Below are 22,595 nucleotides of genomic sequence, written 5' to 3' on the forward strand. Positions count from 1 at the left end.
TAGTGTTGGCCTCCCACCCCTTGTCCTCTCGCTGCGCAGGACCGGATGTCACACAGCCCCGAACTCGACCACCTCGCCGCCCGCTGGGCGGAAGCCCCCGACGGGACGGCCTTCGCCGCGCTCGCCGATGGGCTCCGCAAGGCCGGGGCGCTCGCCGAGGCAGAGGCCGTGGCACTGGTTGGACTGTCGCGGCACCCCGAGCTGGTGCCGGGGCTGATCGCCCTCGCCAAGGTCCGCGAAGCCCAAGGGGACCTCGCAGGGGCGTCCGCGACCCTCCAGCGCGCCCTTGGGGCAGATCCCAGCCACCCGGTGGTGCTGGAGGCCCTGGCCGGCCTCGCAGCGGCCTCCGGCGACCCGGAGGGCTCCCGCGCCTGGTTGATGGTCGCCGAGGCCACCGAGGACGATGCCGGGGTCGGCCCGGCGCCTGACCTCGCCGACTCGACCGCCCCACCGGAAGCCATCGCCGTCTTCGAGGCGGAGACGGCGGCCGAGGACGATTGGAACGACGGCGGTCTCTGGCCCGACGACGATGCGGCCGACGCCGACAGCGACGCGCCGGAGCTGGTCACCGAATCGCTGGCGAACCTCTTCTTCCACCAGGGGCACCTCGATCGCGCGGCGGCAGCGTTCCGGACGTTGGCCGATCGTCACCCCGAGCAGGTCGAGTTCGTCGGCCGGGCCGAGGCGATCGAGCGCGACCTGCAGGCCCGTCGCCCGCGCCCCTTCGACTCGGCCGTCAGCGGCGGCACCCCGCTCGGAGAATGGCTCGCCCGCGTGGCCGCCGCCGCCCCCGCCGTCTCCGCGCGGGACGAGGGCTTCGATGCCTTCTACGAGGCGCCGTTGCCGGCCGCCCGGGACACGGCCGACTTCACCGCGTTTCAGGACTGGCTCAAGGGGCTCGGCCGATGATCCGGATCACCGTCCTCAACGGACCGAACCTCAATCTCCTCGGCCAGCGCGAGCCGTCGATCTACGGCGCCACCACGCTCGCGGAGCTCGAGGTGCAGGTCCGCGCCCGCGCCGAGACGCTCGACGTGGCCATCGAGTGGATCCAGTCCAACCACGAAGGGGAGTTGGTGGATCTGGTGCAGGGGCTGCGCGGCCGTGCCGATGGCGCGATCGTGAACCTCGGCGCGTACACCCACACCTCGCTCGCGTTGCGCGATGCCTTCCTTGCGGCGCCGATCCCGTTCATCGAAGTGCACCTCTCGAACCTCTATCGTCGCGAAGCGGCCCGGCATCATTCGCTGACCGCCGACCAGGCCATCGGGATGATCAGCGGGCTCGGCGCGCGCGGCTACCTGCTCGCCCTGGACGCACTCGCCGGCATCCTGCGGGATGATTGATCGCCGCCAGGCGAGGCAGGCCTCGGTGCGTCGGGCGATGGTCGCCGAGGGACTCGACGCGCTGCTGGTGAGCCACCTCCCCAACATCCGGTGGCTGACCGGCTTCACCGGTTCGGCGGCGCAATTGCTCCTGACGGCCGAGCATGCGCTCTTGCTGACCGACTTCCGCTACGCCACCCAGGCGCCGCAGGAGGCAGGGAGTGCGGCCGACGTCGTGATCGAGCGCGCCTCGGTCTGGGAGCGGGTGCGTCGCGAGGTCGAGCGGCGTCAGCTGGAGGCGATCGGGTTCGAGGCCACCAGCCTCACGGTGCGAGATGCGGAACGCCTCGAGGGCGCCGCTCGCGGTCGCTTCCGCCCGGTCAGTGAATTGGTCGAGGGGCAGCGGCAGGTGAAGGACGACGACGAACTCACCGCGATTCGCGCGGCCGCGGCGTTGGCCCATGAGGCGCTGGACGCCGTCCTGCCGACGATCCGCGCCGGCGACCGCGAGATTGACGTTGCCGCGCGACTCGAGGCGGCGCTGCGGGTTCGCGGCAGCGAGTGGCACCCGTTCCAGACGATAGTCGCCTCGGGACCGCGGTCGGCGCTCCCGCATGCGGGAACGTCGGAGCGGGTCATCGGCCGGGGCGAGTTTCTGTTGATCGACTACGGGGCGATCGTCGACGGTTACTGCTCGGACATCACCCGGACCGTGGTGGTCGGGGCCGCGCCGGATGAGCGTCAGCAGCGGATTTACGGGTTGGTGCAGTCCGCCCAGCGGGTCGCCCGGGAGGCGGTCCGGGCCGGCATGACCGGCCGGGAGGCCGACGCGCTGGCCCGGACGCCACTCGCCGAAGCGGGCTACGGCGAGGCGTTCGGCCATTCGCTGGGGCACGGGATCGGGTTGGAAGTCCATGAATCACCACGACTTGCCGCCACCTCCGACGGGCTCCTCCCGGTCGGGGCGGTGGTCACGATTGAACCGGGGATCTATCTTCCCGGTTGGGGTGGGGTCCGCCTCGAGGACGACGTCTGGCTCTCCGCCGACGGTCCGGTCCTCCTGAGCAACGGCCACACCGATCTACTCACGATCTGAGAGCCTGGGGCAGGAGACGGCGTGGCAAGTACCGCGGACATCCGCAATGGGATAGTGATGGAGCAGGACGGCAAGCTGCTGCAGGTGGTCTACTTCCAGCACGTGAAGCCGGGGAAGGGAAGCGCCTTCGTGCGGACCAAGCTCCGGAATGTCCGGACCGGTCTGGTCGTCGAGCGGACCTTCCCGTCGGGCGAGCGCTTCACCGAAGTCGAGCTCAACCGTCGGCCGATGACCTATTCCTACAAGGATGGCGATTCGTTCCATTTCATGGACCTGCAATCGTACGACGACATCCCGCTCACGGCGGCGTTGATCGGCGACGACCAGTTGAAGTACCTGAAGGAAGGGATGGAATGCACCGGCCTGGTGCATGACGAACAGGTCATCCTCCTCGAGCTGCCGATGTTCGTCGAACTCGAGATCGTGGAGACCGACCCGGGGATCCGCGGCGACACCGCCACCGGGGGGACCAAGCCGGCCCGCCTGGAGACCGGCGCGGTGGTGCAGGTGCCGCTCTTCATTGAACCCGGGACACTCATTCGCGTCGACCGGCGCGAGGACAAGTACCTGACCCGCGTATGACACCTGACGACATGCAGGAACTCGCCCGCGCGATGGAAAAGATGCCCGGTCTCAAGGGGATCGACCTTCGCGACGTCCGTCGGCTCGCGGCGCTCCTCCGGGAGCAGCCCGAGATCGGCTCGATCGAACTGAAGGGCCTCTTCGGCACCGGGGTGGTGATCACCCGGACCTCGCACGGTGTCGCCTCAAGCGCGCCGGCGGCCCCGATGTACCAGCTTCCCGTGGCTACTTCGGCCCCCATGGCCGCGTTGCCGCCTGCGGCCTCGGACTCCGCGCCGGCGCCGTTGCCGTCGACACTCAAGGAGGTCCGCTCGCCGATGGTGGGGACCCTCTATCTCCAGCCGGAACCGGGAGCGGAGCCGTACGTCCGCATCGGGTCGCGCGTGACGGCGGGGCAGACGGTCTGCATCATCGAGGCGATGAAGATCATGAACGAGATCGAGGCCGAAGTGTCGGGCATTGTCCGCGAGATCGGCGTCGAGGATTCCTCGCCGGTGGAATACGGACAGGTGCTCTTCCGCGTGGACCCGAATGGCTGACGAGGCCCCGGCGGAAGTCGTCGGCGTCGGCCCCGTCGCCACGGATGCACCGGGTGGGGGCTTCCAGTTCCGCCAGGCCATCGTGCAGATGGTCCAGCGGGGCGCGTCCGACCTGCTCCTCAAGGCGGGACGCCCGCCGACCGTGCGCGTGAACGGCAACCTCGAAGCGTTGCCGATGCCGCCGCTCAAGCCCGAGGACCTGAAGCAGCTCGGCGAGCAGTTGATGACGCCGCGGCAGGCGCGCGAGTTCGCCGAGACGAAGGAGATGGACTTCGGCATCGGCGTGCCCGGCATCGGCCGCTTCCGGACCAATCTCTACAACCAGCGGGGCACCGTCGCGTTCGCGTTGCGCGCGATTCCGTACGAAGTGCGCACCATCAGCGAACTGCAGCTTCCGCCGGTCATCGAGGCGCTGGCGTCGCGTCCGCGCGGCCTGGTGCTCGTCACCGGCGTCACCGGCTCCGGCAAGTCGACCACGCTCGCGGCGATGATCGAGCACATCAATCGCACCCGTCGCGTGAACATCATCACGGTCGAGGACCCGATCGAGTTCCTCCACCGCGACCAGCTCTCCAGCGTGTCGCAGCGTGAGGTCGGTTCCGATACGATGTCGTTCGGCGGGGCCCTCCGTCACGTCCTGCGGCAGGACCCCGACGTCATCCTCATCGGCGAAATCCGCGACTCCGAGACGATGGACACCGCCCTCAAGGCGGCCGACACCGGCCACCTGGTGCTCTCGACCATCCACACCACGGATGCCACGCAGACCATCTCGCGCATCCTGTCGTTCTATCCGCCGTTCCAGCACGGCGAGATCCGGATGCTCCTTTCCACCGCGCTCGCCGCGGTGATCTCGATGCGCCTGGTGCCGCGGGCCGATGGTCGGGGCCGCGTGCCCGCGATCGAGATCCTCGTCAACTCCGCCGCCGTCGCCGACAACATCCGCGACATGAACAAGGCGCTGAACATTCCCGACCTGATCGCCGAGGGCGGCGTGTCCTACGGGATGCAGTCCTTCGACCAGTCGCTGATGCGCTGGCTGCAGGAGGGGACCATCGCGTACGACGAGGCCGTGCGGAATGCCACCAACCCGAGCGAGTTCGCGCTGCGGGTGTCGGGCATCAGCGCCGCCTCCGATCGCACCTTCAACGACCTGGGACGCTGATGTTTCGCAAGGTGATGGTGGCCAATCGCGGTGAGATCGCGCTCCGCGTGATTCGCGCCTGTCGGGAACTCGGCATCCGGACCGTCGCCGTGTACAGCGAGGCCGACCGAGAATCGCTGCACGTGCGGTTTGCCGACGACGATGTCTGCATCGGGCCGCCGCCGGGGCGGCTCTCCTATCTCCGGATCCCGAACCTGATCGCCGCCGCGGAAGTGACCGGCGCCGATGCGATCCACCCGGGCTACGGCTTCCTCGCCGAGAACGCGGAGTTCGCCGACACCTGCCGCGCGTCGAACATCGCGTTCATCGGTCCGACGGGCGACCAGATCCGCGCCATGGGCGACAAGGCCTCGGCACGGCGCCTCGCCGCCGAAGCCGGCGTGCCGACGGTGCCGGGGTCGCCGGGGATCATGCGCGACGTCGAGGAGGCGCTGCCGGTGGCCGAGGGGATCGGCTTCCCCGTGATCATCAAGGCGACGGCCGGCGGCGGCGGGAAGGGAATGCGCATCGCGCACGATGCCGACTCCTTTCCGCAGCTCTTCTCGCTGGCGCAGAACGAGGCGCTCTCCGCCTTCGGCAATGGCGATGTCTACGTCGAGAAATATCTCGCACGGCCGCGGCACGTCGAGATCCAGGTGCTCGGCGACTTGCACGGCACCGTGATCCATCTGGGCGAGCGCGACTGCTCCGTGCAGCGCCGCCACCAGAAGCTGATCGAGGAGTCGCCGTCGCCGGCGCTCACCCCCGAGTTGCGCGCGCGGATGGGCGAGGCGGCGGTGCAGCTCGCCTCGGCGATCGACTACGCCGGCGCCGGGACGATCGAGTTCCTCCTCGACGAGGACGGCTCGTTCTACTTCATGGAGATGAACACGCGCATCCAGGTCGAGCATCCCGTGACCGAGATGGTCACCGGCCACGACCTGGTGAAGGAGCAGATCCGCGTGGCGGCCGGCGAGCCGCTCTCGTTCGGCATCACGCCGCTGGTCGGTCACGCGATCGAGGTGCGCATCAACGCCGAAGATCCCTACCGCAACTTCCAGCCGTGCCCGGGACTCATCACCGCCTACCATCCGCCCGGCGGCCCCGGTGTCCGCGTCGACACGCACGTCTACGCTGGCTACACCGTGCCGCCGTACTATGACTCGCTGCTCGCGAAGCTGATCGTCTGGGGCCGCGACCGGACCGAGGCGCTGGCGCGGCTCGGACAGGCGCTCGACTCGTTCATCCTCGAGGGTGTCACCACCACGATCCCCTTCCTGGCGCGCGTCATCCGCCATCCGGACTTCGTCGCCGGCAATGTCGACACCAAGTTTCTCGAGCGCGAGGCGCAACTGCTCCGCCCGGAGATCGCGCCCGGCGAGTCGCGCGAGGGATGACCGTCCACGTCGCCTTCACGCCGCTCGGGCTTCCGACAGCGGACGTGGCGGGGCGCACGGTCGTCGTCATCGACATCCTGCGCGCCACCACCAGCATCACGGCCGCGCTGCACCACGGGGCGCGCGCCGTGATCGTCGCGGCCGAGACGGACGAGGCGATCACGCTGGCACAGTCGCTTGACCGCACCGACGTCCTCCTCGCCGGCGAGCGCCACTGTGTGCGCATCCCCGGCTTCCAGCTGGGCAACTCGCCGGGCGAGATGCTCCCCGAGACGGTCCGTGGCAAGACCCTCGTGATGACCACCACCAACGGGACGCGTGCCCTGCTCGCGACCGCCGGCGCGCACGAGGTGCTCGTCGGCGCGGCGGTGAACCTGAGCGTCGTCGGCGCCCGACTCCGGGATGCGGTGGCCGCGGGGCGGGACGTGCTGGTGCTCTGCGCCGGCCGCGAACACGGCTTCGGCATGGACGACGCCTATCTCGCCGGCCGGTTTGTCACCGAGGCACTCGGTGGCCGCCGCACGAGAAAGGGTCTCAACGACGCGGCCATCGTCTCGGTCGACCTGGTGCGCCGCTATGGCCACCGCATCGACCGCGCCCTGGCCCTCTCGGCCGCGGGCCGTGAGCTGATTCGCCTCGGCTTCGGCGCCGATGTCGAGGCCGCCGGGCAGATCGACACTCACCCGGTGCTCCCCACCTACCACGATCGTCGCATCACGCTGGCGGCGGCCGCATGAGCGGCGAAAATCGTCGCAAGCTCTGGGCGGTGCTCGCGCTCGTGGCCGGCGCGTTCCTCGCGCTTGCCCTGCTGCCGTTCAACGTCACCGGGCCGCTTGGCTCCGCGATCGGTCCGGCACTCTGGCAGGCGCTCGGTCTCGGCGCCGTCGGTGCCCCGCTGCTCGGGTTGTTGCTGGGACTGGCGGGCTTTGATCGGCTGCCGCGCCTCGACATGAAGCGCGCCGCGATTCTCACGCTCGGCGGCGCGATCCTGATTCCGTACGTCATCGCCGTGCTGGTCCGGGCCGAGCAGTCGTTCTATCTCCTGCCACCGCAGGAGTGGAGCTGGGCCGCCCGGGTGACCGGATGGTTTCCGGGCTTCCTCGCACGCAGCGCCCTGGACTCGATCGGCACCGCCGGCGGGCTGCTGCTCGGCTTCGTCGTCCTGACGGCCACCACGCTGGGCACGCTCGCCTGGCATCCGTTGCAGCGACTCGAACGGCCCGCCGAGCCGGCGCCGCTCAAGGTGGGGCGTGCCGTGCCGGTGAAGCGCGTCGTCGAGCCCGAGCCGGTCGACGCCGAGGAGGAAGAGGAAGTCTCGCAGGAGGAACTCTTCCAACCCTCGAAGGCGAAGCCGAAGAAGCGCACCATGGCGGAGGAGTTGGAGCTGCCGTTGCCGCCGCCGCGACCCGTCGACGAGGCACTGCCGCCACTCGACCTGCTCGACCTCCCCAAGGGAGGCAACGTCGAGGCCGACGAGGCCGAGTTGCAACGGCTGGGCGAGTTGCTGCTCGCCACCCTGAAGACCTTCAAGGTCGAGGGCACGTTGGCCGGGATCACCAGCGGGCCGACCGTGTCGCAGTTCGAAGTGGTCCCCGCCTCGGGCGTGAAGGCCGGGCGGATCGTGGCGCTCGCCGACGACCTCGCGATCACGATGCGGGCGCAGTCGTTGCGCGTCGCCCCGATTCCCGGGCGCGGCGCGGTGGGCGTCGAGATTCCGAATCCGAAGCCGCGGATGGTCACGCTGCGCGAATTGCTGGCGAGCGATACCTGGCGGAGCTCGACCGCGCTGCTGCCGATCGCGATCGGGCGCGACGTCGAGGGGAAGCCGGTCGTCGCCGACCTCGCGAAGATGCCGCACCTGCTGGTGGCGGGCGCCACCGGTTCCGGCAAGTCGGTGGCGATCAACACCATCGTCACCTCGCTGATCTATCGCTACACGCCGCGCGAGTTGCGGCTGCTGATGGTCGACCCGAAGATGGTTGAGTTGTCGATGTACAACGACCTGCCGCACCTGCGGCACAAGGTCGTGACCGACAACAACGACGCCGCGACACTGCTCAAGTGGGCGGTGTACGAGATGAACCGCCGCTACGCGCTGCTGCACGCCAATGGCGCGCGGCAGCTGCTCGATTTCAACAAGAAGGTGCGCGACGGCAAGCCGCTCAAGAATCCGGCGTCGGCCAAGCCCTCGCTGACCACCATTGCGAAGGAAGCGCCGGACACGCCGCCCGGGGAGCCGTGGAGCGACACGTACACCGAGGGCGAACTGCCGATGATCGTGCTGATCGTCGACGAGCTCGCCGACCTGATGATGACGGTGCAGGCGGAAGTGGAGCGGCCGCTCGCCATGCTGGCGCAGAAGGCGCGCGCGATCGGCATCCACCTGATCCTTGCGACGCAGCGCCCCAGCGTGAACGTCCTCACCGGCCTGATCAAGGCGAACTTCCCGTCGCGGATTGCCTTCCGCGTGGCGAGCAAGGTCGATTCGCGCACCATCCTCGACCAGAACGGCGCCGAGGCACTGCTCGGCAACGGCGACATGCTCTTCCTCCCCCCGGGACGCAACGAGCCGCAGCGGATCCAGGGCGCCTACATCAGCACCGACGAGACCGAGCGCGCGATGGCGTGGTACGCCGCCCAGCGCGACGTCGCCGCGCATGGTGGCGAGGAACACGACATCCTCGAGCTGGTGCGCGCGCAGTCCGGGGAAGGGGAGGAGGGTGGCGGCGCCAATGACGGCGACCGCGACGCGCTCTTCAAGCAGGCCGCCGAACTCTGCCTGCAGCATCAGGGTGGCAGCACCTCGCTCCTCCAGCGCCGCCTCGGCATCGGCTACGGCCGCGCCGCCCGGATCATCGACCAGCTCCACGACGCCGGCATCCTCGGCCCGCCGAACGGCAGCAAGCCGCGAGATGTGATGATCGGGATGCATCAGCTGGACGAGTACGTGTAGCGGATGATGGATGATGGATGATGGATGATGGATGATGACGTTGCGGTCGAGTCCTTATCCATCATCTATCATCTATCATCCATCATCCATTTTCTCGTACCGCCCTGCACTCCCCCGTACCCCGCCGGTCCTTCCACCCACGCGATCTTCTTCGCGTGTCCACTCCCCGCCGCGCTCCCGACCTCTGGACTGACCCCCGCCATCGCGATGGCTGGGAGGCGGAGCTTGTGGCCGGCCGCTGGCTCACCAAGCAGGGTTGGCGCGTGGAGGCCCATCGGTTCCGGCTCGGCCGCCACGACCTCGACCTGGTGGCCCGACGCGGCTCCCTGGTCGCCTTCATCGAAGTCAAATGCCGTCGCTCGGCGACCTGCGGGATGGGCGCCGAGGCGGTCGGACCGCGCAAGCGCGCCACCATCGAGCGACTCGCCTGGGCCTGGCTCCTCCGCCACGGCCAGACCGGCGACCAGTACCGCTTCGATGTCATGACCCTCGACGGGATGGGGCCAGCGGCTCAGTTGACCCACATCGAGGACGCCTGGCGGCCCGGTTGGCGTTAATTCGGCACCTGTGGCGCAAAATACTACACATTGAGACTCTTGCTTCGGGGTAGATTCGGTTGTAGCTTGTTAGGAGATAGACTGGTGGAGTGAAATGCTCCACACCGCGATGATCGATGTTCGATCATCGATGATCGATCATCCGTTGTTTCCGGCACTCACCATTCCCCAGGATCCCAACGCCATGTCCGCCACCGAAACCCGCGTCGACACCGAGAAGAAGAAGGCCCTCAACCTCGCCATCTCCCAGATCGAGAAGCAGCTGGGGAAGGGGTCGATCATGCGGATGGGGGCGGACCGGCCCCGCGTGAAGATCGACGCCATCTCCACCGGCGCCATCAACCTCGATGCCGCCACCGGCATCGGCGGCGTCCCCCGCGGCCGGATCACCGAGATCTACGGCCCCGAGTCGTCGGGTAAGACGACGCTCTGCTTGCACCTCGTCGCCAACGTCCAGAAGTCGGGCGGGGTGGCCGCCTACGTCGACGCCGAACACGCCCTCGACATCGAGTACGCCAAGAAGCTCGGCGTCGACATCGAGAACCTGCTCGTCTCGCAGCCCGACACCGGCGAACAGGCCCTCGAGATCGTCGAGATCCTCGTCCGCTCCGGCGCCGTTGACCTGGTGGTGATCGACTCGGTCGCCGCGCTGGTGCCGAAGGCGGAAATCGAAGGCGAGATGGGCGATTCCCACATGGGCCTCCAGGCGCGCCTCATGAGCCAGGCCCTCCGCAAGCTCGCCGGCGCCATCAACCGGACCCACTGCTCCGTGGTCTTCATCAACCAGCTGCGCGAGAAGATCGGCGTGATGTTCGGCAACCCCGAGACGACCACGGGCGGCAAGGCGCTCAAGTTCTACGCCTCGCTCCGCATGGACATCCGCCGCATCGGGCCGGTCAAGGAACGCGAGGCCGTCATCGGGTCGCACGTCCGCGTGAAGGTGGTCAAGAACAAGGTGGCGCCGCCGTTCAAGCAGGCGGAGTTCGACGTCATGTTCGACGAAGGGATCTCGCACACCGGCCTGCTGGTCGACATCGCCTCCGAGGCGGGGATCATCCAGAAGTCGGGCGCCTGGTACTCCTACGGCGAGCAGCGGATCGGGCAGGGGCGCGAGAACGCCAAGCTCTTCCTCAAGGACAACGCCGCCCTGATGGCCGAGGTCGAGGCCAAGGTGAAGGAGTCGCTGGGCATGCTGGCCGCCGCGGGCCCGGGCGTCCCCGATGAGGATGACGGCGAGTGATCATCGAAGCACTGGTCCCCGATCCACGGCGCCCCGGGAGCACCCGGGTCATCGTGGACGGGCGGCCCGCCTGGACCGTGCCGGCCGATGTCGTCGCGGCCCTCGGCCTCGCCCCGGCTCGGCCCCTCCCGGCAGGCGGGGTGGCGGCACTCGATGCCGCGGCCGATGAAGAGGCCGCGTTCCGAGCGGCCATCAAGGCGATCGAGCAGCGGGCCCATGGCACCGTCGAATTGACGCGCAAGTTGGGCCGGCGGAGTCATGGCCCCGACGCGGTTGCGGGCGCGGTGGCTCGGCTGACCACGCTCGGATTGCTCGACGACGCGGCATTTGCCCGGGGCTACGTCGAGGTGCGGGCGCGGCGGGGAAGCGGCCCGATGCGCATCCGGCACGACCTCGCGCGGCTCGGCGTGCCGAATGAGCTGGTTGCCGCCGCGCTGGTCACGCTCCAGGACGAGGAAGCCCCCGACCCGATGGCCAAGACACTGGCGCAGGCCGAGCGACGCGTGGCCAGCATGAAGGGGCTCACCCGTGACGCCAAGCGGCGTCGGTTGCTGGCCTTCTTCGCCCGCCGGGGGTGGGCCGGGGCCGTGGCCAATGGCCATGTCCGGCGATTGGTAGGGGAGGGCTGACGGGCCGGGGTTGGTTAGATTCCGCCCCATGAACGCCGCCCAGATTCGCCGCCGATTCCTCGACTATTTCGTCGCCCAGGGTCACACCGAGGTCGCCTCGTCGACCCTCGTTCCCGCCGACGACCCGACGCTCCTCTTCACCAATGCCGGCATGGTGCAGTTCAAACGCACCTTCCTCGGACAGGATCCACGGAGCTACGTCCGTGCGGTCACCTGCCAGAAGTGCGTGCGCGCCGGTGGGAAACACAACGACCTCGAACAGGTGGGGCTGACCCGACGTCACCACACCTTCTTCGAGATGCTCGGCAACTTCTCGTTCGGCGACTACTTCAAGCAGGACGCCATCAAGTTCGCCTGGGAGTTCGTCACCTCGCCCGAGTACCTCGGCATCCCGGCCGATCGCCTGCGCGTCACGGTGCACCACACCGATGACGAGGCGCGTGCGCTCTGGCTCGAGCACTCGACGCTCCCCGCCGACCGGATCTACGGCCTCGGCGACAAGGACAACTTCTGGCAGATGGGCGACACCGGACCGTGCGGCCCATGCTCGGAGATCTACGTCGACCTGAAGTGGACGCCGGGGAGCACGCCCGTCGCGATGTCGCAGGAGGAGTTCGAGGTCGAGGCCGAAGCGGGCCGCTTCCTTGAGATCTGGAACCTGGTCTTCATGCAGTTCGACCGCTCCGCCGACGGCACGCTCACGCCGCTGCCGAAGCCGAGCGTCGACACCGGTGCCGGCCTGGAGCGGATCACCGCCGTGTTGCAGGGGCAGGACGACAACTTCCACACCGATCTCTTCCGTCCGCTGATCGCCGACGTGGAGCGGCTCGTCGGCGCGCCGTATCCAGGTGGGCCGGAGGGCACCGGCATCTCGTATCGCGTCCTTGCCGACCACGCGCGGGCCGTCTCGTTCCTGCTGCTCGACGGCGTCTATCCGAGCAACGAGGGACGCGGCTTCGTGCTGCGCCGTATCCTCCGCCGTGCCGTGCGCCATGCCTGGCTGCTCGGCCGTCGCGAGCCGACGCTGGTCGAGCTGGTGCCGACCGTCGTCGCCTTGATGGGCGAGGCCTATCCGGTGCTCGTGGAGAAGCAGGCGTTCGTCGCCGAGACGATTCGCCAGGAAGAAGCCCGCTTCCTCGAGACCATCGAGGCAGGGCTCTCGCGGCTTGAGGAGATCCGCGCCGCCGGCACCACGCGGATCGCCGGCGACGAGGCGTTCAAGTTGTTCGACACCTTCGGCTTTCCGCTGGACCTCACGGTGCTGATCGCCGAGGAGATGGGAATCAGCGTCGACACCGACGGCTTCGACGTCGCGATGACGGAGCAGCGCGAGCGGAGTCGTGCGGCGGCAGGGAAGGGCGGGGCGGCGCTCGGAAAGGTGAAAGTCACCATCGGGCTCGAGGGTCAGACTCGGTTCGTCGGGTACAGCGACCCAGGCCGAAACCAAGGTGCTGAGCGCCATGGCGGCGAGGCAAACGGATCCTCGTCCTGGCGGAGAATCCCCTTTCTATGCCGCCAGCGGCGGCCAGCAGGCCGACCTGGCATCATCAGGGCGAGGGGTGGCGCTTCCAGGTGACCGACGTCGTCAAGGATGCCGAGCTAGGCGCAGCGTACTCGTTGGCAGCATACGGGGCGCCGATCGGTGAGCCGGCTCCAGTTCAGGCCAAGCGTCGATGCCGCGCGGCGCGCGGAGATCGAGCGCAATCACTCCGCCACGCACCTCGCGCACATGGTGCTGCGCCGTCACCTCGGTGGGCACGTGCGGCAGCAGGGGTCGCTGGTCGAGCCGACGCGGCTCCGCTTCGACTTCTCGCACGGTGGTCCGGTCGATCCCGCGCAGCTCGCCGACATCGAGGCCGAAGTGAACGACCTCGTGCTCGCCAACGCGCCGGTCGACATCCGAGAGATGTCGTATCCCGACGCGCTCGCCAAGGGGGCGATGGCCTTCTTCGCCGACAAGTACGGCGACGTTGTCCGCGTGGTGACCATGGGCGACTCGATCGAACTCTGCGGCGGGACGCATGTGCGGTCCACCGGCCAGATCGGCCTCTTCCGCTTCACCGCGCAGGGTGGTGTGGCTGCTGGAGTCCGGCGCATCGAGGCGATCACCGGCCACGGCGCGTATGCGGCCGTGCGTGCGGCCGAGGGGCGGATCACCGCCTTGGCGCAGAGCCTCAAGGCGCAGCCCGACCAGATCGAGCGCAAGCTGGAGGCGATGCTTGCCGAGCGCGAGAAGCTCGAGGCCCGGCTCGCCGAGGCGCTCAAGGGTGGCGGCGCGGCGGAAGCCAGGTTGCTCACGGCCGGTCCCGTCACGATTCATCTGCGCAGCACGGTCACCGAGGATCGGGCGCAACTCGGTGAGCTCGCCGATGCGTTCCGCAGCGCAGAGAAGGCGCAGGCGATGCTGGTGCTCGTGAATCCGACCTTGCCTGCCGCGATCACGCTGGCGGTGTCGGATGATCTCATCGCAGCCGGCAAGGATGCCAACGCCGCGATGAAGCTGCTCACCGGTGCGTTCGGCGGGCGCGGCGGCGGGCGGCCGACCTTCGCGAGCGGCTCCCTTGGCGTCGAGAACGTCGAGGCCGTCGTCGTTGATCGGATCGTGCCGCTGGTGGCGGAGTGGGTCGGCGCGTGAGCGACACCTCGACGGCGTGGTTCACCGCGCGGACCGAGGGCGCGCCGGCGCGGCTCGTGGCAGCGAGCGCCGAGTGGCTGCACGGGAGTGCGGGAGCGACCGTGGGCGATCAGCTCACCGACGCCGGACGGCAGGCGCTCGCGGCGGCCATCGCCGCCGGGGCCACGCGGGACGCGGCGCTCGACCTGCTGGCGGCCGATGCCTTGATCACCCTGGCACTGCTGGCCGAGGCGGAGCGGGACCCGATGGCGCTGCGTGAACGTGCGGTCGCCATCCGGACTGCGGTGACGTCGGCATGATCGACCTCCATTCCCATGTCCTGCCTGGCGTCGACGACGGCTCTCGGAGCGTCGAGCAGTCGGTGCGCGTCCTCCGCACCTTCGCGATGAAGGGGATCACCGACGTCGCCTGCACGCCGCACCTGCTCTCGTCGCAGCTCGCCGCCGGCTTCCCGCCGGCCTACGATGCCGCATGGGCGGCGCTCACGGCAGTCGCCCCTCCCGAGGTCCGCCTGCACCGCGGCGCCGAAGTGATGCTGGACCGACCGGTGCCGGCCGCGGCGGCGGAGCGGGTGGTGACCATCCGGAACTCGCGCTACCTGCTGGTGGAGTTTCCGCGTATGGTCCCGGCGGAGATCGTCGGGCGCGCCCTGTACGAGGTGATCCAACTCGGGTTGGTGCCGATCCTCGCTCACCCGGAGCGATATACGTCGTGCAGCGTGCCGAGTGTGCGCGCCTGGCGCGAACTCGGCGCCGTGATGCAGGTCGACGCGACCACGCTGACGCTGCCGCGGAGTCGGGGAGACCGCGCGCGCGACATCGTCCGTCATGGGTTGGCCGACATTCTCGCCGCCGACAACCACGGCGACGAGCGCAACGTCGCCACCGCGCTGGAGTGGCTGGGCGAGCATGAGGGCGCCGAACAGGCGTTGCTCCTGCTCGATGCCAACCCGCGCGCGATCCTCGATGACCAGGCGACCTACGAGGTGGATCCGCTCCCCGTGCGCGATTCCCTCTGGCGCAAGATGCAGCGGATGTTCGGCTCCGATGAGTGACGCCACCCGGATCAGCGCCGGGCTGCGCGAACTCGCGCTGCTGGCAGAGCGGGTGGCCGCCCACCCCGAGGGCCTCGAGGGCATCGTCGGGGCGATGCGGCGGTGCCTGGCCCAGGGCGGCACGCTCTTCTTCGCGGGCAATGGCGGTTCCGCCGCGGACGCGCAGCACCTCGCGGCGGAATACGTCGTGAGGTATCACGCGACCCAGCGGAAGGCGTTGCGCGCCCTGGCGCTCACCACCGACACGTCGATCCTCACCGCGTCCGCCAACGACCTCGGCGCCGACGCGCTCTTCGCGCGGCAACTCGAGGCGCTCGCCCGGCCCGGCGACGTCCTGGTGCTGCACAGCACCTCGGGGAATTCGCCCAATTGCCTCGTGGCGGCACGGCGGGCCCGCGAGCTGCAGGTCACGACCGTGGCGATGCTCGGCGGCGACGGCGGGGCGTTGCTTCCGCTGGTCGACCATGCGTTCGTGGTTCCGGACCGCCGCGTGAACCATGTGCAGGAGTTGCACCTCGCCGTGCAGCACCAGATCGCCGCCCTCCTGACGACCGAATTCGGCGGATGATCTCGCTGCAGGGGAAGCGCATCCTGGTGACCGGCGGCTCGCGGGGGATTGGACGTGCCACCGCGTTGCTCTGTGCCAAGGCCGGGGCCGATGTCGGCATCACCTACCGCACCCGTCGCGCCGACGCCGATGCGGTGGCCAAGGCGGTGCGGGCGATGGGTCGCCGCGCGTATGTGGGCGGCGGCGACCTCGGCGATCCGAAGCGCGTGGCGCAGTGCTTTGCCGAAGTGCAGGCCGCGTTCGGTGGGCTCGACGGCTTCGTGGCGAACCATGGCATCTGGCCGGCGGCGGAGACGCCCCTCGCCGCGATGGCACCTGAGCGGTGGCGGGAGACCATCCGGGTCAACCTCGATTCGCTCTTCCTCACCACGCGCGCCGCGATCGGCTTGATGCAGGGGAGCGGGCGCATCGTGATGATCGCCTCGACGGCCGGGCAGCGGGGCGAGGCGTTCCACGCCGATTACGCCGCGTCGAAGGGGGCGATGATCGCCCTGGTGAAGTCCCTGGCGATCGAATGCGCGCCGGGGATTGCGGTCAACGCTGTGGCACCGGGGTGGGTCGACACCGAGATGACCACCGCGGCGCTCGGCGATCCGCAGGCGCGCGCCGCCATCGCCTCGACGATTCCGGTGGGCCGGGTGGCCAGCGCGGAGGATATTGCCGGGCCCGTGCTCTTTCTGCTCTCCGATCTCGCGCGGCATGTGACCGGCGAGATCCTCAACGTGAACGGCGGCAGCGTACTCTGCGGCTGATGTCGGAGGCGTCCACGCCAGGTCACGACGCGATTCGGATTCCCGAGCAGGTCATCGGCATCGTGCGCCGCCTCGAAGAGGCGGGGTACGAAACGTGGTGCGTTGGCGGCGCGATTCGCGACGCGTTGCTCGGTGGCTCAGGCAGCGATGTCGACCTCGCGACGGCGGCGCCACCAACCGTGGTGCGCTCGCTCTTTCGACGCACGATCGCCGTCGGGATCGAGCACGGCACCGTCGGCGTCCTCGACGAGCAGGGCATCCTCCACGAGGTAACCACCTTTCGGCACGACGTCGTGACCGATGGGCGGCATGCCGTCGTGGCCTTCGGCGCGTCGCTGGAAGAGGATCTCGCGCGGCGTGATTTCACCATCAACGCGATCGCCTACCATCCCGTGCACGACCGGTGGGCCGATCCGTTCGACGGTCGCGCCGACCTGCACCGACGCGTGGTCCGCGCGGTCGGCGATCCAGTGCAGCGCTTTCGCGAGGACCGGCTCAGGATCCTGCGCGCACTGCGCTTCGCGGCACGCCTCGATTTCATGATCGACCCCGCCACGTGGAACGCCGCGGTCGCGCAGTCGGGCGACATCGCGCATCTCTCGGCGGAGCGCGTGCGGGACGAATGGGTGAAGGGACTGCGCACCGCCCGCGACCCGGCGGCGCTGTTGCAGCTCTGGCTCACCTCCGGAGTCGCGGCGAGCTGGATTCCCGAACTGGATGCCGCTCGCGTGGCCCGGCCCGCGCCGACCCCCGAGGACCGTGATCCGCCACTGCTGACGGCGTACTACTGTTCGCCGTCGGCAAGCGTCTGGCGGCGGCTCAAGGGCTCCACGGCGGAAATTCGCCGGGCCGCGGCCATCGACGCGGGGCCACCGGCACCGGCGGCTGCCGACGGCGAGTCGGTGCGGCGCTGGATGCACCGCGTTGGCGATGCCGTCGGCGACCTGGTCCGACTGGCGCAGTGGCGCGGCGATGTGGAGCATGGCTGGGATGACGAAGTTGCCGCCGTCACGTTGCGGGGCGACGCCACCACGCGCGGCCAACTTGCCATCACCGGCAACGACCTCATCGCGGCTGGCATCGTCAGCCCCGGCCCCGCGCTCGGACTCCTGCTTGACCAGCTCCTCGATGCCGTGCTGACCGACCCCGCACGCAACAGCCGGGACCAACTGTTGGCACGGGCGCGCGACCTGGCCCACGGGCTGGACCGGTGACCGACTCGCTCTTCGCCCCGCCGGAACCGCTCGCGGCACGGATGCGGCCGCGTACCCTCGAGGACTACGCCGGTCAGCAGCATCTCCTCGCCGTCGGCAAACCGCTTGGCGATGCGATTCGTCGCGAGGATGTCGGGAGCATCGTCCTCTGGGGACCGCCCGGCACCGGCAAGACCACACTGGCCCGACTGGTGGCGCGACACACCGAGCGGGCATTCGTGCCGTTTTCGGCGGTCAGCGAAGGGATCCCGCGTGTCCGGGAGATCATCAAGGAAGCGGAAGAGCGTCGACGCCTCGGCCGTGGCACGATCCTCTTTGTCGACGAGATCCACCGGCTCAATCGCGGACAGCAGGACGCCTTTCTTCCGGCCGTGGAGCAGGGGATCGTCACCCTGATCGGCGCCACCACCGAGAACCCGTCCTTCGAGCTGAACGCCGCGCTGCTCTCGCGGGCGCGTGTCTGGGTGCTGCAGCCGTTGGCGCCGGAGGAGATCGCCGGCGTCATCGACCGCGCGGTCGCGAGCGACGACGGGCTCCGTGGCGGCGTGACCGTCACCCCCGAGGCGCGCGACCTCCTCGCGCGGGTGGCCGATGGCGATGCTCGGCGAGCGCTGACGATTCTGGAGGCCGCGGCCCAGCACGTGGGAGCCGGTGGCACCATCACCTCCGAGGTGATCGAGGCGACGATGGCCCGTCGCCTCGCGTCGCACGACAAGGCAGGCGAGCAGCACTACGACCTGATCTCCGCACTGCACAAGGCGGTGCGGGGAAGCGATCCGCAGGGCGCCCTGTATTGGCTCGCGCGGATCCTGCAGGGCGGCGAGGATCCGATGTTTCTGGCGCGGCGGCTGGTGCGCATGGCGACCGAGGACATCGGGCTCGCCGATCCGCGCGCCCTGGAGGTGGCCATCGCCGGACGCGATGCCTTCCACTTTCTCGGCAGCCCCGAAGGCGAGCTCGCCCTGGCGGAGGTGGCCGTCTATCTCGCCACCGCGCCAAAGAGCAACCGCGTGTATGTGGCGTGGGGTGCTGCACAGGCCGCCGCGGCCGACTCGCCCGCTGCGCCCGTCCCGCTCCATATCCGCAATGCGCCGACCGGACTGATGAAGGAGCTCGGCTACGGGGCCGGTTACAAGTATGCCTTCGATGATCCCTCGGGCTTCATCGCCCAGCAGTACCTCCCCGATGCGATCAAGGACGCCGAGTTCTACCGGCCCGGTCCGTTCGGGCAGGAGCAGCGGATCGCCGAGCGGATGAAGTGGTGGCAGGAACGCGGCGCCGTCGACGCCTCGCGCCCCCCATCGAACGACTGAGGGCAGTCAGGCCCCGGGCGCCCCGTCACTATCTTGCGAATCATCCCAGTCGGAGTCGAGCATGCGCGCGCCAATTGAAGTCGTCCCCCCGCGGGAGCGTGTCATCCTCGTTGCCGCCCCTCGCAAGGGGAGCAGCGACGCGCAGAAACTCGAGGAGCACCTCGAGGAGCTGTCGCGCCTGGTGGACACGGCCGGCGGCGAGATCGTCGGTCGGCTGACGCAGCAGATTGCGTCGGCGTCGGCGGCCACGCTGATCGGCGAGGGCAAGGTCGAGGAACTCGCCAAGCTCGTCTTCGACACGAAGGCGACGCTGGTCGTGTTCGACGAGGAGCTCTCGCCGGCGCAGGGGCAGGGGATCGAGGAGCAGACGCGCACGCGGGTCATGGACCGCGCCGAGATCATCCTCGACATCTTCGCGACGCGGGCACGCAGTCACGAGGCGAAGCTGCAGGTGGAGCTCGCGCAGCTGCAGTACATGCTGCCGCGACTCACCCGGATGTGGACCCACTTGTCGCGGACGCGCGGCGGCATCGGGTTGCGGGGGCCGGGCGAGACGCAGCTCGAGACCGACCGCCGGATGATCCGCACCAAGATCGCCCTGCTCCGCGAGAAGTTGCGCGACGTGCAGCGGCATCGCGAGACGATCCGTTCCGGCCGCAGCGTGATGCTCGGCGCGGCGCTCGTGGGGTACACCAACGCGGGGAAGTCGAGCATCCTCCGCGGGCTCTCCGGCGAGCACGAGATCTTCGTCGAGGACCGGCTCTTCGCCACGCTCGACACCCTCACCCGCGAAGTCGACCTCGGCGACAACCTCCGCGTCCGGCTCAGCGACACCGTCGGCTTCATCCGCAAGCTGCCGCACCATCTCGTCGCCTCGTTCCGCGCCACCCTCGAGGAGGCCGGCGAGGCCGACATCCTGCTCCACATCGTCGATGCCTCGCACGACGAGTGGGAGGACCAGATGCACACCGTCGAGGAAGTGCTGACCGAACTGGGGCTGGAGGAGAAGCCGGTCCAGGTCGTCTTCAACAAGCTGGACGCCCTGGCCGACCCGAACGCCTTCGCGACCCTGGCCCACGAGCGTTACCCCGACGCGATCTTCACGAGCACGATGCGGATTGACGGCCTCCAGTCGCTGAAATCGGCGCTGCGGGGCCGCGCAGAGGCGATCCGCCCCGTGGTACGGGTCCTGCTGGATCCGTCGGACGGGAAGCGGCTGGGCCAGCTGCACCGGATCGGCGACGTCCTGCGGCAGTCGCTGGAGGAGGGGCAGTTGGCGGTGATGGTCCGCCTCGAGCCCTGGCGGGCCGAGCAGCTGCGGCGCGAAGGCGTCACGGTGCGCTAACACATTTCGGGGAGTGGGCATGAAGCATCTGGTGACGGGCGCGGCGGGATTCATCGGTTCCCACGTCAGCGAGAAGCTGCTGGAGCGGGGCGATGAGGTGGTGGGCCTCGACAATGTGAACGCCTACTACGACCCGACCCTCAAGGAGGCTCGGCTCGAGCGACTGCGCCGCTTTCCCAACTTCCGGTTCGTGCGGATCGACTTGACCGACCGCACCGCGATGGAAGAGCTCTTTCGGGTCGAGCGCTTCCCGCGGGTCATCCACCTCGCCGCACAGGCGGGGGTTCGCTATTCGGTGACCCACCCGCACGCCTATGTCGACAGCAACATCACCGGCTTCCTCCACGCCATCGAGGGCGCCCGGCACCATGGCGCGGAGCACTTCACCTTCGCGTCGACGTCGTCGGTGTACGGGCTCGACACCGCGATGCCGTTCTCGGTGCACCAGGGCGTGGACCACCCGGTCTCGCTCTATGCCGCGACCAAGAAGGCCAACGAGTTGATGGCGCACTCCTATGCCCACCTCTATGGCCTGCCCTGCACCGGGCTCCGCTTCTTCACGGTGTATGGTCCGTGGGGACGCCCCGACATGGCGCTCTTCCTCTTCGCCAAGGCGATTCTCGAGGGACGCCCGATCGAGGTGTTCAATCACGGCCGGATGCGCCGGGACTTCACCTATGTCGGTGACATCGTTGAGGGCGTGGTCCGGGTCTCCGATCGACCGGCCGCGCCAAATCCTGAGTGGGATTCGACCCACCCCGATCCCGCCTCCAGCTCGGCGCCGTACCGACTCTACAACATCGGCAACAACCAGCCGACGCCGCTGATGGACTTCATCTCGGCGCTCGAGAAGGAACTCGGGATGACGGCCGAGAAGATCTACGCCCCGATGCAGATGGGCGACGTCCCGGAGACCAGCGCCGACGTGAGCGATCTCGTGCGCGACACCGGCTTCCACCCGGGGACATCCGTTGAAGTCGGCGTCAAGCGATTCGTGGAGTGGTACAAGGAGTTTTACGGGGTCTAGCTACCGTGCGACCCGCCGCCACATCGCCACCATCGCCTCGGCGATCGGTCCGTCGCTGTAGCGTTCGAGTGCCCGCTGGCGCGCGGCGGCCCCGAGGGGGCGGCAGCGCGCCGGTTCGCTGACAAGCCCCTGCAGGGCGCGGGTCAGGGCCGGGCGGTCGTCTTCGTTCACGATCATCCCCGCCTCGCCCACCACATCGGGCAGTGCGCCGCAGCGCGTCACGATCGCCCCGCACCCCTGCGCCATCCCCTCCAAAATGACCATCCCCGTGGGCTCCACCCACTGCGGCGTCGAGCGCGACGGGGCGACCAGCACATCCACCGAGGCAAAGAAGGCCGCCAGCTCCTCGCGGGGCAGGGCACCGAGCCATTCGAGCCGGGAGGAGAGTCCGAGACGCTGGGCCTGGGCCTCCAGGGCCTCCTGGGCGGGGCCGGTACCGAGGATCCGGAGGCGCCAGTCGCCGTACGTCTCCGCCAATGCGTCGAGCAGGAGGTCCACGCCGCGTTCGCGGATCAATCGCCCGACCACGCCGAAGACGACGGGCGGTGGATCGTGGCGCGGCGGGGTGGCCGCCGGGATCACCAGGCCAGTCGGCGGAATCACCGCCGTGGGCAATGGCGTGCTGCCCCCGATCAGGTGGTCGAGTGCCGGACGCGAGATGCCGGCGAATCCGCCGGCGCCATCGCGTACCCGGCGCGCCTGCCACCGGGCGGTGAAGCCGGATGGTCCGCCCAGCGACGAAGTACCCACCAGGACGTAGGGCACCTTCAAGTCGCGTGCGGCCGCGGCGCCGACCTCGGCGGTGGGTGTCCACGGGTCACCGACGATGTGGAGCAGCGCCGGGCCGGTGTCACGCACGGCGGCGCGCAGCGCCTTGCGTGACCACCGCAGGTCCATCGGGTCACGCGCATCACCGCGTGTCGCCACGCGCAGATACTGGATCTGCCCGTCGGCGGCGGTGTCGCCGGTTGGACGCGCGACCACTGGGGCGATCCCCAAGGCGACGAGGGCACGCAGGACATCGCGCGCTGGGGACTCCGGGGCAAGCAGGAAGACTCTCACGGGGACAAAGATGGGGGAGTCGGGCTTACTTTCCACCCCATGCGGATTCTTCATCTCGCGAAGTACTACTGGCCCCGCTCTGGCGGCATGGAACGCGTGGTCCAGGGATTGGCCGAAGGCGCGGCCGAGCGCGGACACGAAGCCGAAGTGATTTCGGTGACGG

The 22,595-nt window shown here is 69.2% G+C and carries 23 protein-coding genes; 22 read left to right on the forward strand and 1 reads right to left on the reverse strand.

Annotated features, from left to right (window positions below; translation table 11 throughout):
* The first annotated feature begins 45 nt into the window (after window positions 1-45).
* From IPP98_02115 to IPP98_02220, 22 genes are all read left to right on the forward strand, one after another.
* Window positions 46-909 carry a hypothetical protein gene (locus IPP98_02115; protein MBL0177908.1) on the forward strand — a complete coding sequence of 288 codons (864 nt, stop codon included), beginning with the start codon at window positions 46-48 and terminating at the stop codon, window positions 907-909.
* Window positions 906-1,346 carry a type II 3-dehydroquinate dehydratase gene (gene aroQ / locus IPP98_02120; protein ID MBL0177909.1) on the forward strand — a complete coding sequence of 147 codons (441 nt, stop codon included), beginning with the start codon at window positions 906-908 and terminating at the stop codon, window positions 1,344-1,346. Before IPP98_02115 ends, aroQ begins: the two co-directional genes overlap by 4 nt.
* The gene (locus IPP98_02125) at window positions 1,339-2,421 is read left to right on the forward strand and encodes an aminopeptidase P family protein (protein MBL0177910.1); all 1,083 of its coding nucleotides are present in this window, start codon (window positions 1,339-1,341) and stop codon (window positions 2,419-2,421) included. Before aroQ ends, IPP98_02125 begins: the two co-directional genes overlap by 8 nt.
* 21 nt (window positions 2,422-2,442) lie before the next feature.
* Window positions 2,443-3,003, forward strand: coding sequence for an elongation factor P (gene efp, locus IPP98_02130; GenBank protein MBL0177911.1), 561 nt, complete (start codon window positions 2,443-2,445; stop codon window positions 3,001-3,003).
* A gap of 59 nt (window positions 3,004-3,062) precedes the next feature.
* Complete coding sequence (accB, locus tag IPP98_02135; protein MBL0177912.1) at window positions 3,063-3,542, forward strand: acetyl-CoA carboxylase biotin carboxyl carrier protein; 480 nt, start codon at window positions 3,063-3,065, stop codon at window positions 3,540-3,542.
* Window positions 3,535-4,707, forward strand: a complete 1,173-nt coding sequence (locus IPP98_02140; protein ID MBL0177913.1) for a PilT/PilU family type 4a pilus ATPase — start codon at window positions 3,535-3,537, stop codon at window positions 4,705-4,707. Before accB ends, IPP98_02140 begins: the two co-directional genes overlap by 8 nt.
* Window positions 4,707-6,083, forward strand: a complete 1,377-nt coding sequence (accC, locus tag IPP98_02145; GenBank protein ID MBL0177914.1) for an acetyl-CoA carboxylase biotin carboxylase subunit — start codon at window positions 4,707-4,709, stop codon at window positions 6,081-6,083. Before IPP98_02140 ends, accC begins: the two co-directional genes overlap by 1 nt.
* A complete protein-coding gene (locus IPP98_02150; protein ID MBL0177915.1) occupies window positions 6,080-6,820 on the forward strand; it encodes a 2-phosphosulfolactate phosphatase in 741 nt (246 codons plus the stop codon). Before accC ends, IPP98_02150 begins: the two co-directional genes overlap by 4 nt.
* The gene (locus IPP98_02155; GenBank protein MBL0177916.1) at window positions 6,817-9,036 is read left to right on the forward strand and encodes a DNA translocase FtsK; all 2,220 of its coding nucleotides are present in this window, start codon (window positions 6,817-6,819) and stop codon (window positions 9,034-9,036) included. Before IPP98_02150 ends, IPP98_02155 begins: the two co-directional genes overlap by 4 nt.
* A 155-nt stretch (window positions 9,037-9,191) precedes the next feature.
* Window positions 9,192-9,593: a YraN family protein gene (locus IPP98_02160; protein MBL0177917.1), complete on the forward strand. Its 402-nt coding sequence runs from the start codon at window positions 9,192-9,194 to the stop codon at window positions 9,591-9,593.
* A gap of 184 nt (window positions 9,594-9,777) precedes the next feature.
* Window positions 9,778-10,833, forward strand: a complete 1,056-nt coding sequence (recA, locus tag IPP98_02165; protein ID MBL0177918.1) for a recombinase RecA — start codon at window positions 9,778-9,780, stop codon at window positions 10,831-10,833.
* Complete coding sequence (locus tag IPP98_02170; protein MBL0177919.1) at window positions 10,830-11,462, forward strand: regulatory protein RecX; 633 nt, start codon at window positions 10,830-10,832, stop codon at window positions 11,460-11,462. The genes recA and IPP98_02170 overlap by 4 nt, the downstream gene beginning before the upstream one ends.
* A gap of 28 nt (window positions 11,463-11,490) precedes the next feature.
* Entirely contained in the window at window positions 11,491-13,038 is a 1,548-nt protein-coding gene (gene alaS, locus IPP98_02175; protein MBL0177920.1) for an alanine--tRNA ligase, read from the forward strand.
* A gap of 66 nt (window positions 13,039-13,104) precedes the next feature.
* Window positions 13,105-14,097, forward strand: a complete 993-nt coding sequence (locus IPP98_02180; GenBank protein ID MBL0177921.1) for a hypothetical protein — start codon at window positions 13,105-13,107, stop codon at window positions 14,095-14,097.
* Window positions 14,094-14,396 (forward strand): hypothetical protein, encoded by a 303-nt coding sequence (locus tag IPP98_02185; protein ID MBL0177922.1) that lies wholly within the window; start codon window positions 14,094-14,096, stop codon window positions 14,394-14,396. The genes IPP98_02180 and IPP98_02185 overlap by 4 nt, the downstream gene beginning before the upstream one ends.
* Window positions 14,393-15,151, forward strand: coding sequence for a hypothetical protein (locus IPP98_02190; protein ID MBL0177923.1), 759 nt, complete (start codon window positions 14,393-14,395; stop codon window positions 15,149-15,151). Before IPP98_02185 ends, IPP98_02190 begins: the two co-directional genes overlap by 4 nt.
* 22 nt (window positions 15,152-15,173) lie before the next feature.
* On the forward strand, window positions 15,174-15,719 hold the full coding sequence (locus IPP98_02195; protein ID MBL0177924.1) for an SIS domain-containing protein: 546 nt from the start codon (window positions 15,174-15,176) through the stop codon (window positions 15,717-15,719).
* Window positions 15,716-16,471, forward strand: coding sequence for an SDR family oxidoreductase (locus tag IPP98_02200; protein MBL0177925.1), 756 nt, complete (start codon window positions 15,716-15,718; stop codon window positions 16,469-16,471). The genes IPP98_02195 and IPP98_02200 overlap by 4 nt, the downstream gene beginning before the upstream one ends.
* On the forward strand, window positions 16,471-17,685 hold the full coding sequence (locus IPP98_02205; protein MBL0177926.1) for a CCA tRNA nucleotidyltransferase: 1,215 nt from the start codon (window positions 16,471-16,473) through the stop codon (window positions 17,683-17,685). Before IPP98_02200 ends, IPP98_02205 begins: the two co-directional genes overlap by 1 nt.
* 41 nt (window positions 17,686-17,726) lie before the next feature.
* On the forward strand, window positions 17,727-18,998 hold the full coding sequence (locus IPP98_02210; protein MBL0177927.1) for a replication-associated recombination protein A: 1,272 nt from the start codon (window positions 17,727-17,729) through the stop codon (window positions 18,996-18,998).
* Between the two features lie 61 nt (window positions 18,999-19,059).
* The gene (hflX, locus tag IPP98_02215) at window positions 19,060-20,343 is read left to right on the forward strand and encodes a GTPase HflX (protein MBL0177928.1); all 1,284 of its coding nucleotides are present in this window, start codon (window positions 19,060-19,062) and stop codon (window positions 20,341-20,343) included.
* A 19-nt stretch (window positions 20,344-20,362) separates the two neighbouring features.
* Window positions 20,363-21,370: an NAD-dependent epimerase gene (locus tag IPP98_02220; protein MBL0177929.1), complete on the forward strand. Its 1,008-nt coding sequence runs from the start codon at window positions 20,363-20,365 to the stop codon at window positions 21,368-21,370.
* On the opposite strand, the gene IPP98_02225 is transcribed toward IPP98_02220, so the two are convergent.
* Complete coding sequence (locus tag IPP98_02225; protein ID MBL0177930.1) at window positions 21,371-22,432, reverse strand: glycosyltransferase family 4 protein; 1,062 nt, start codon at window positions 22,430-22,432, stop codon at window positions 21,371-21,373. It lies immediately after the preceding gene.
* Window positions 22,433-22,595 lie beyond the last annotated feature (163 nt).

The organism is Gemmatimonadota bacterium (assembly GCA_016720805.1).
Lineage (GTDB): Bacteria > Gemmatimonadota > Gemmatimonadetes > Gemmatimonadales > GWC2-71-9 > Palsa-1233.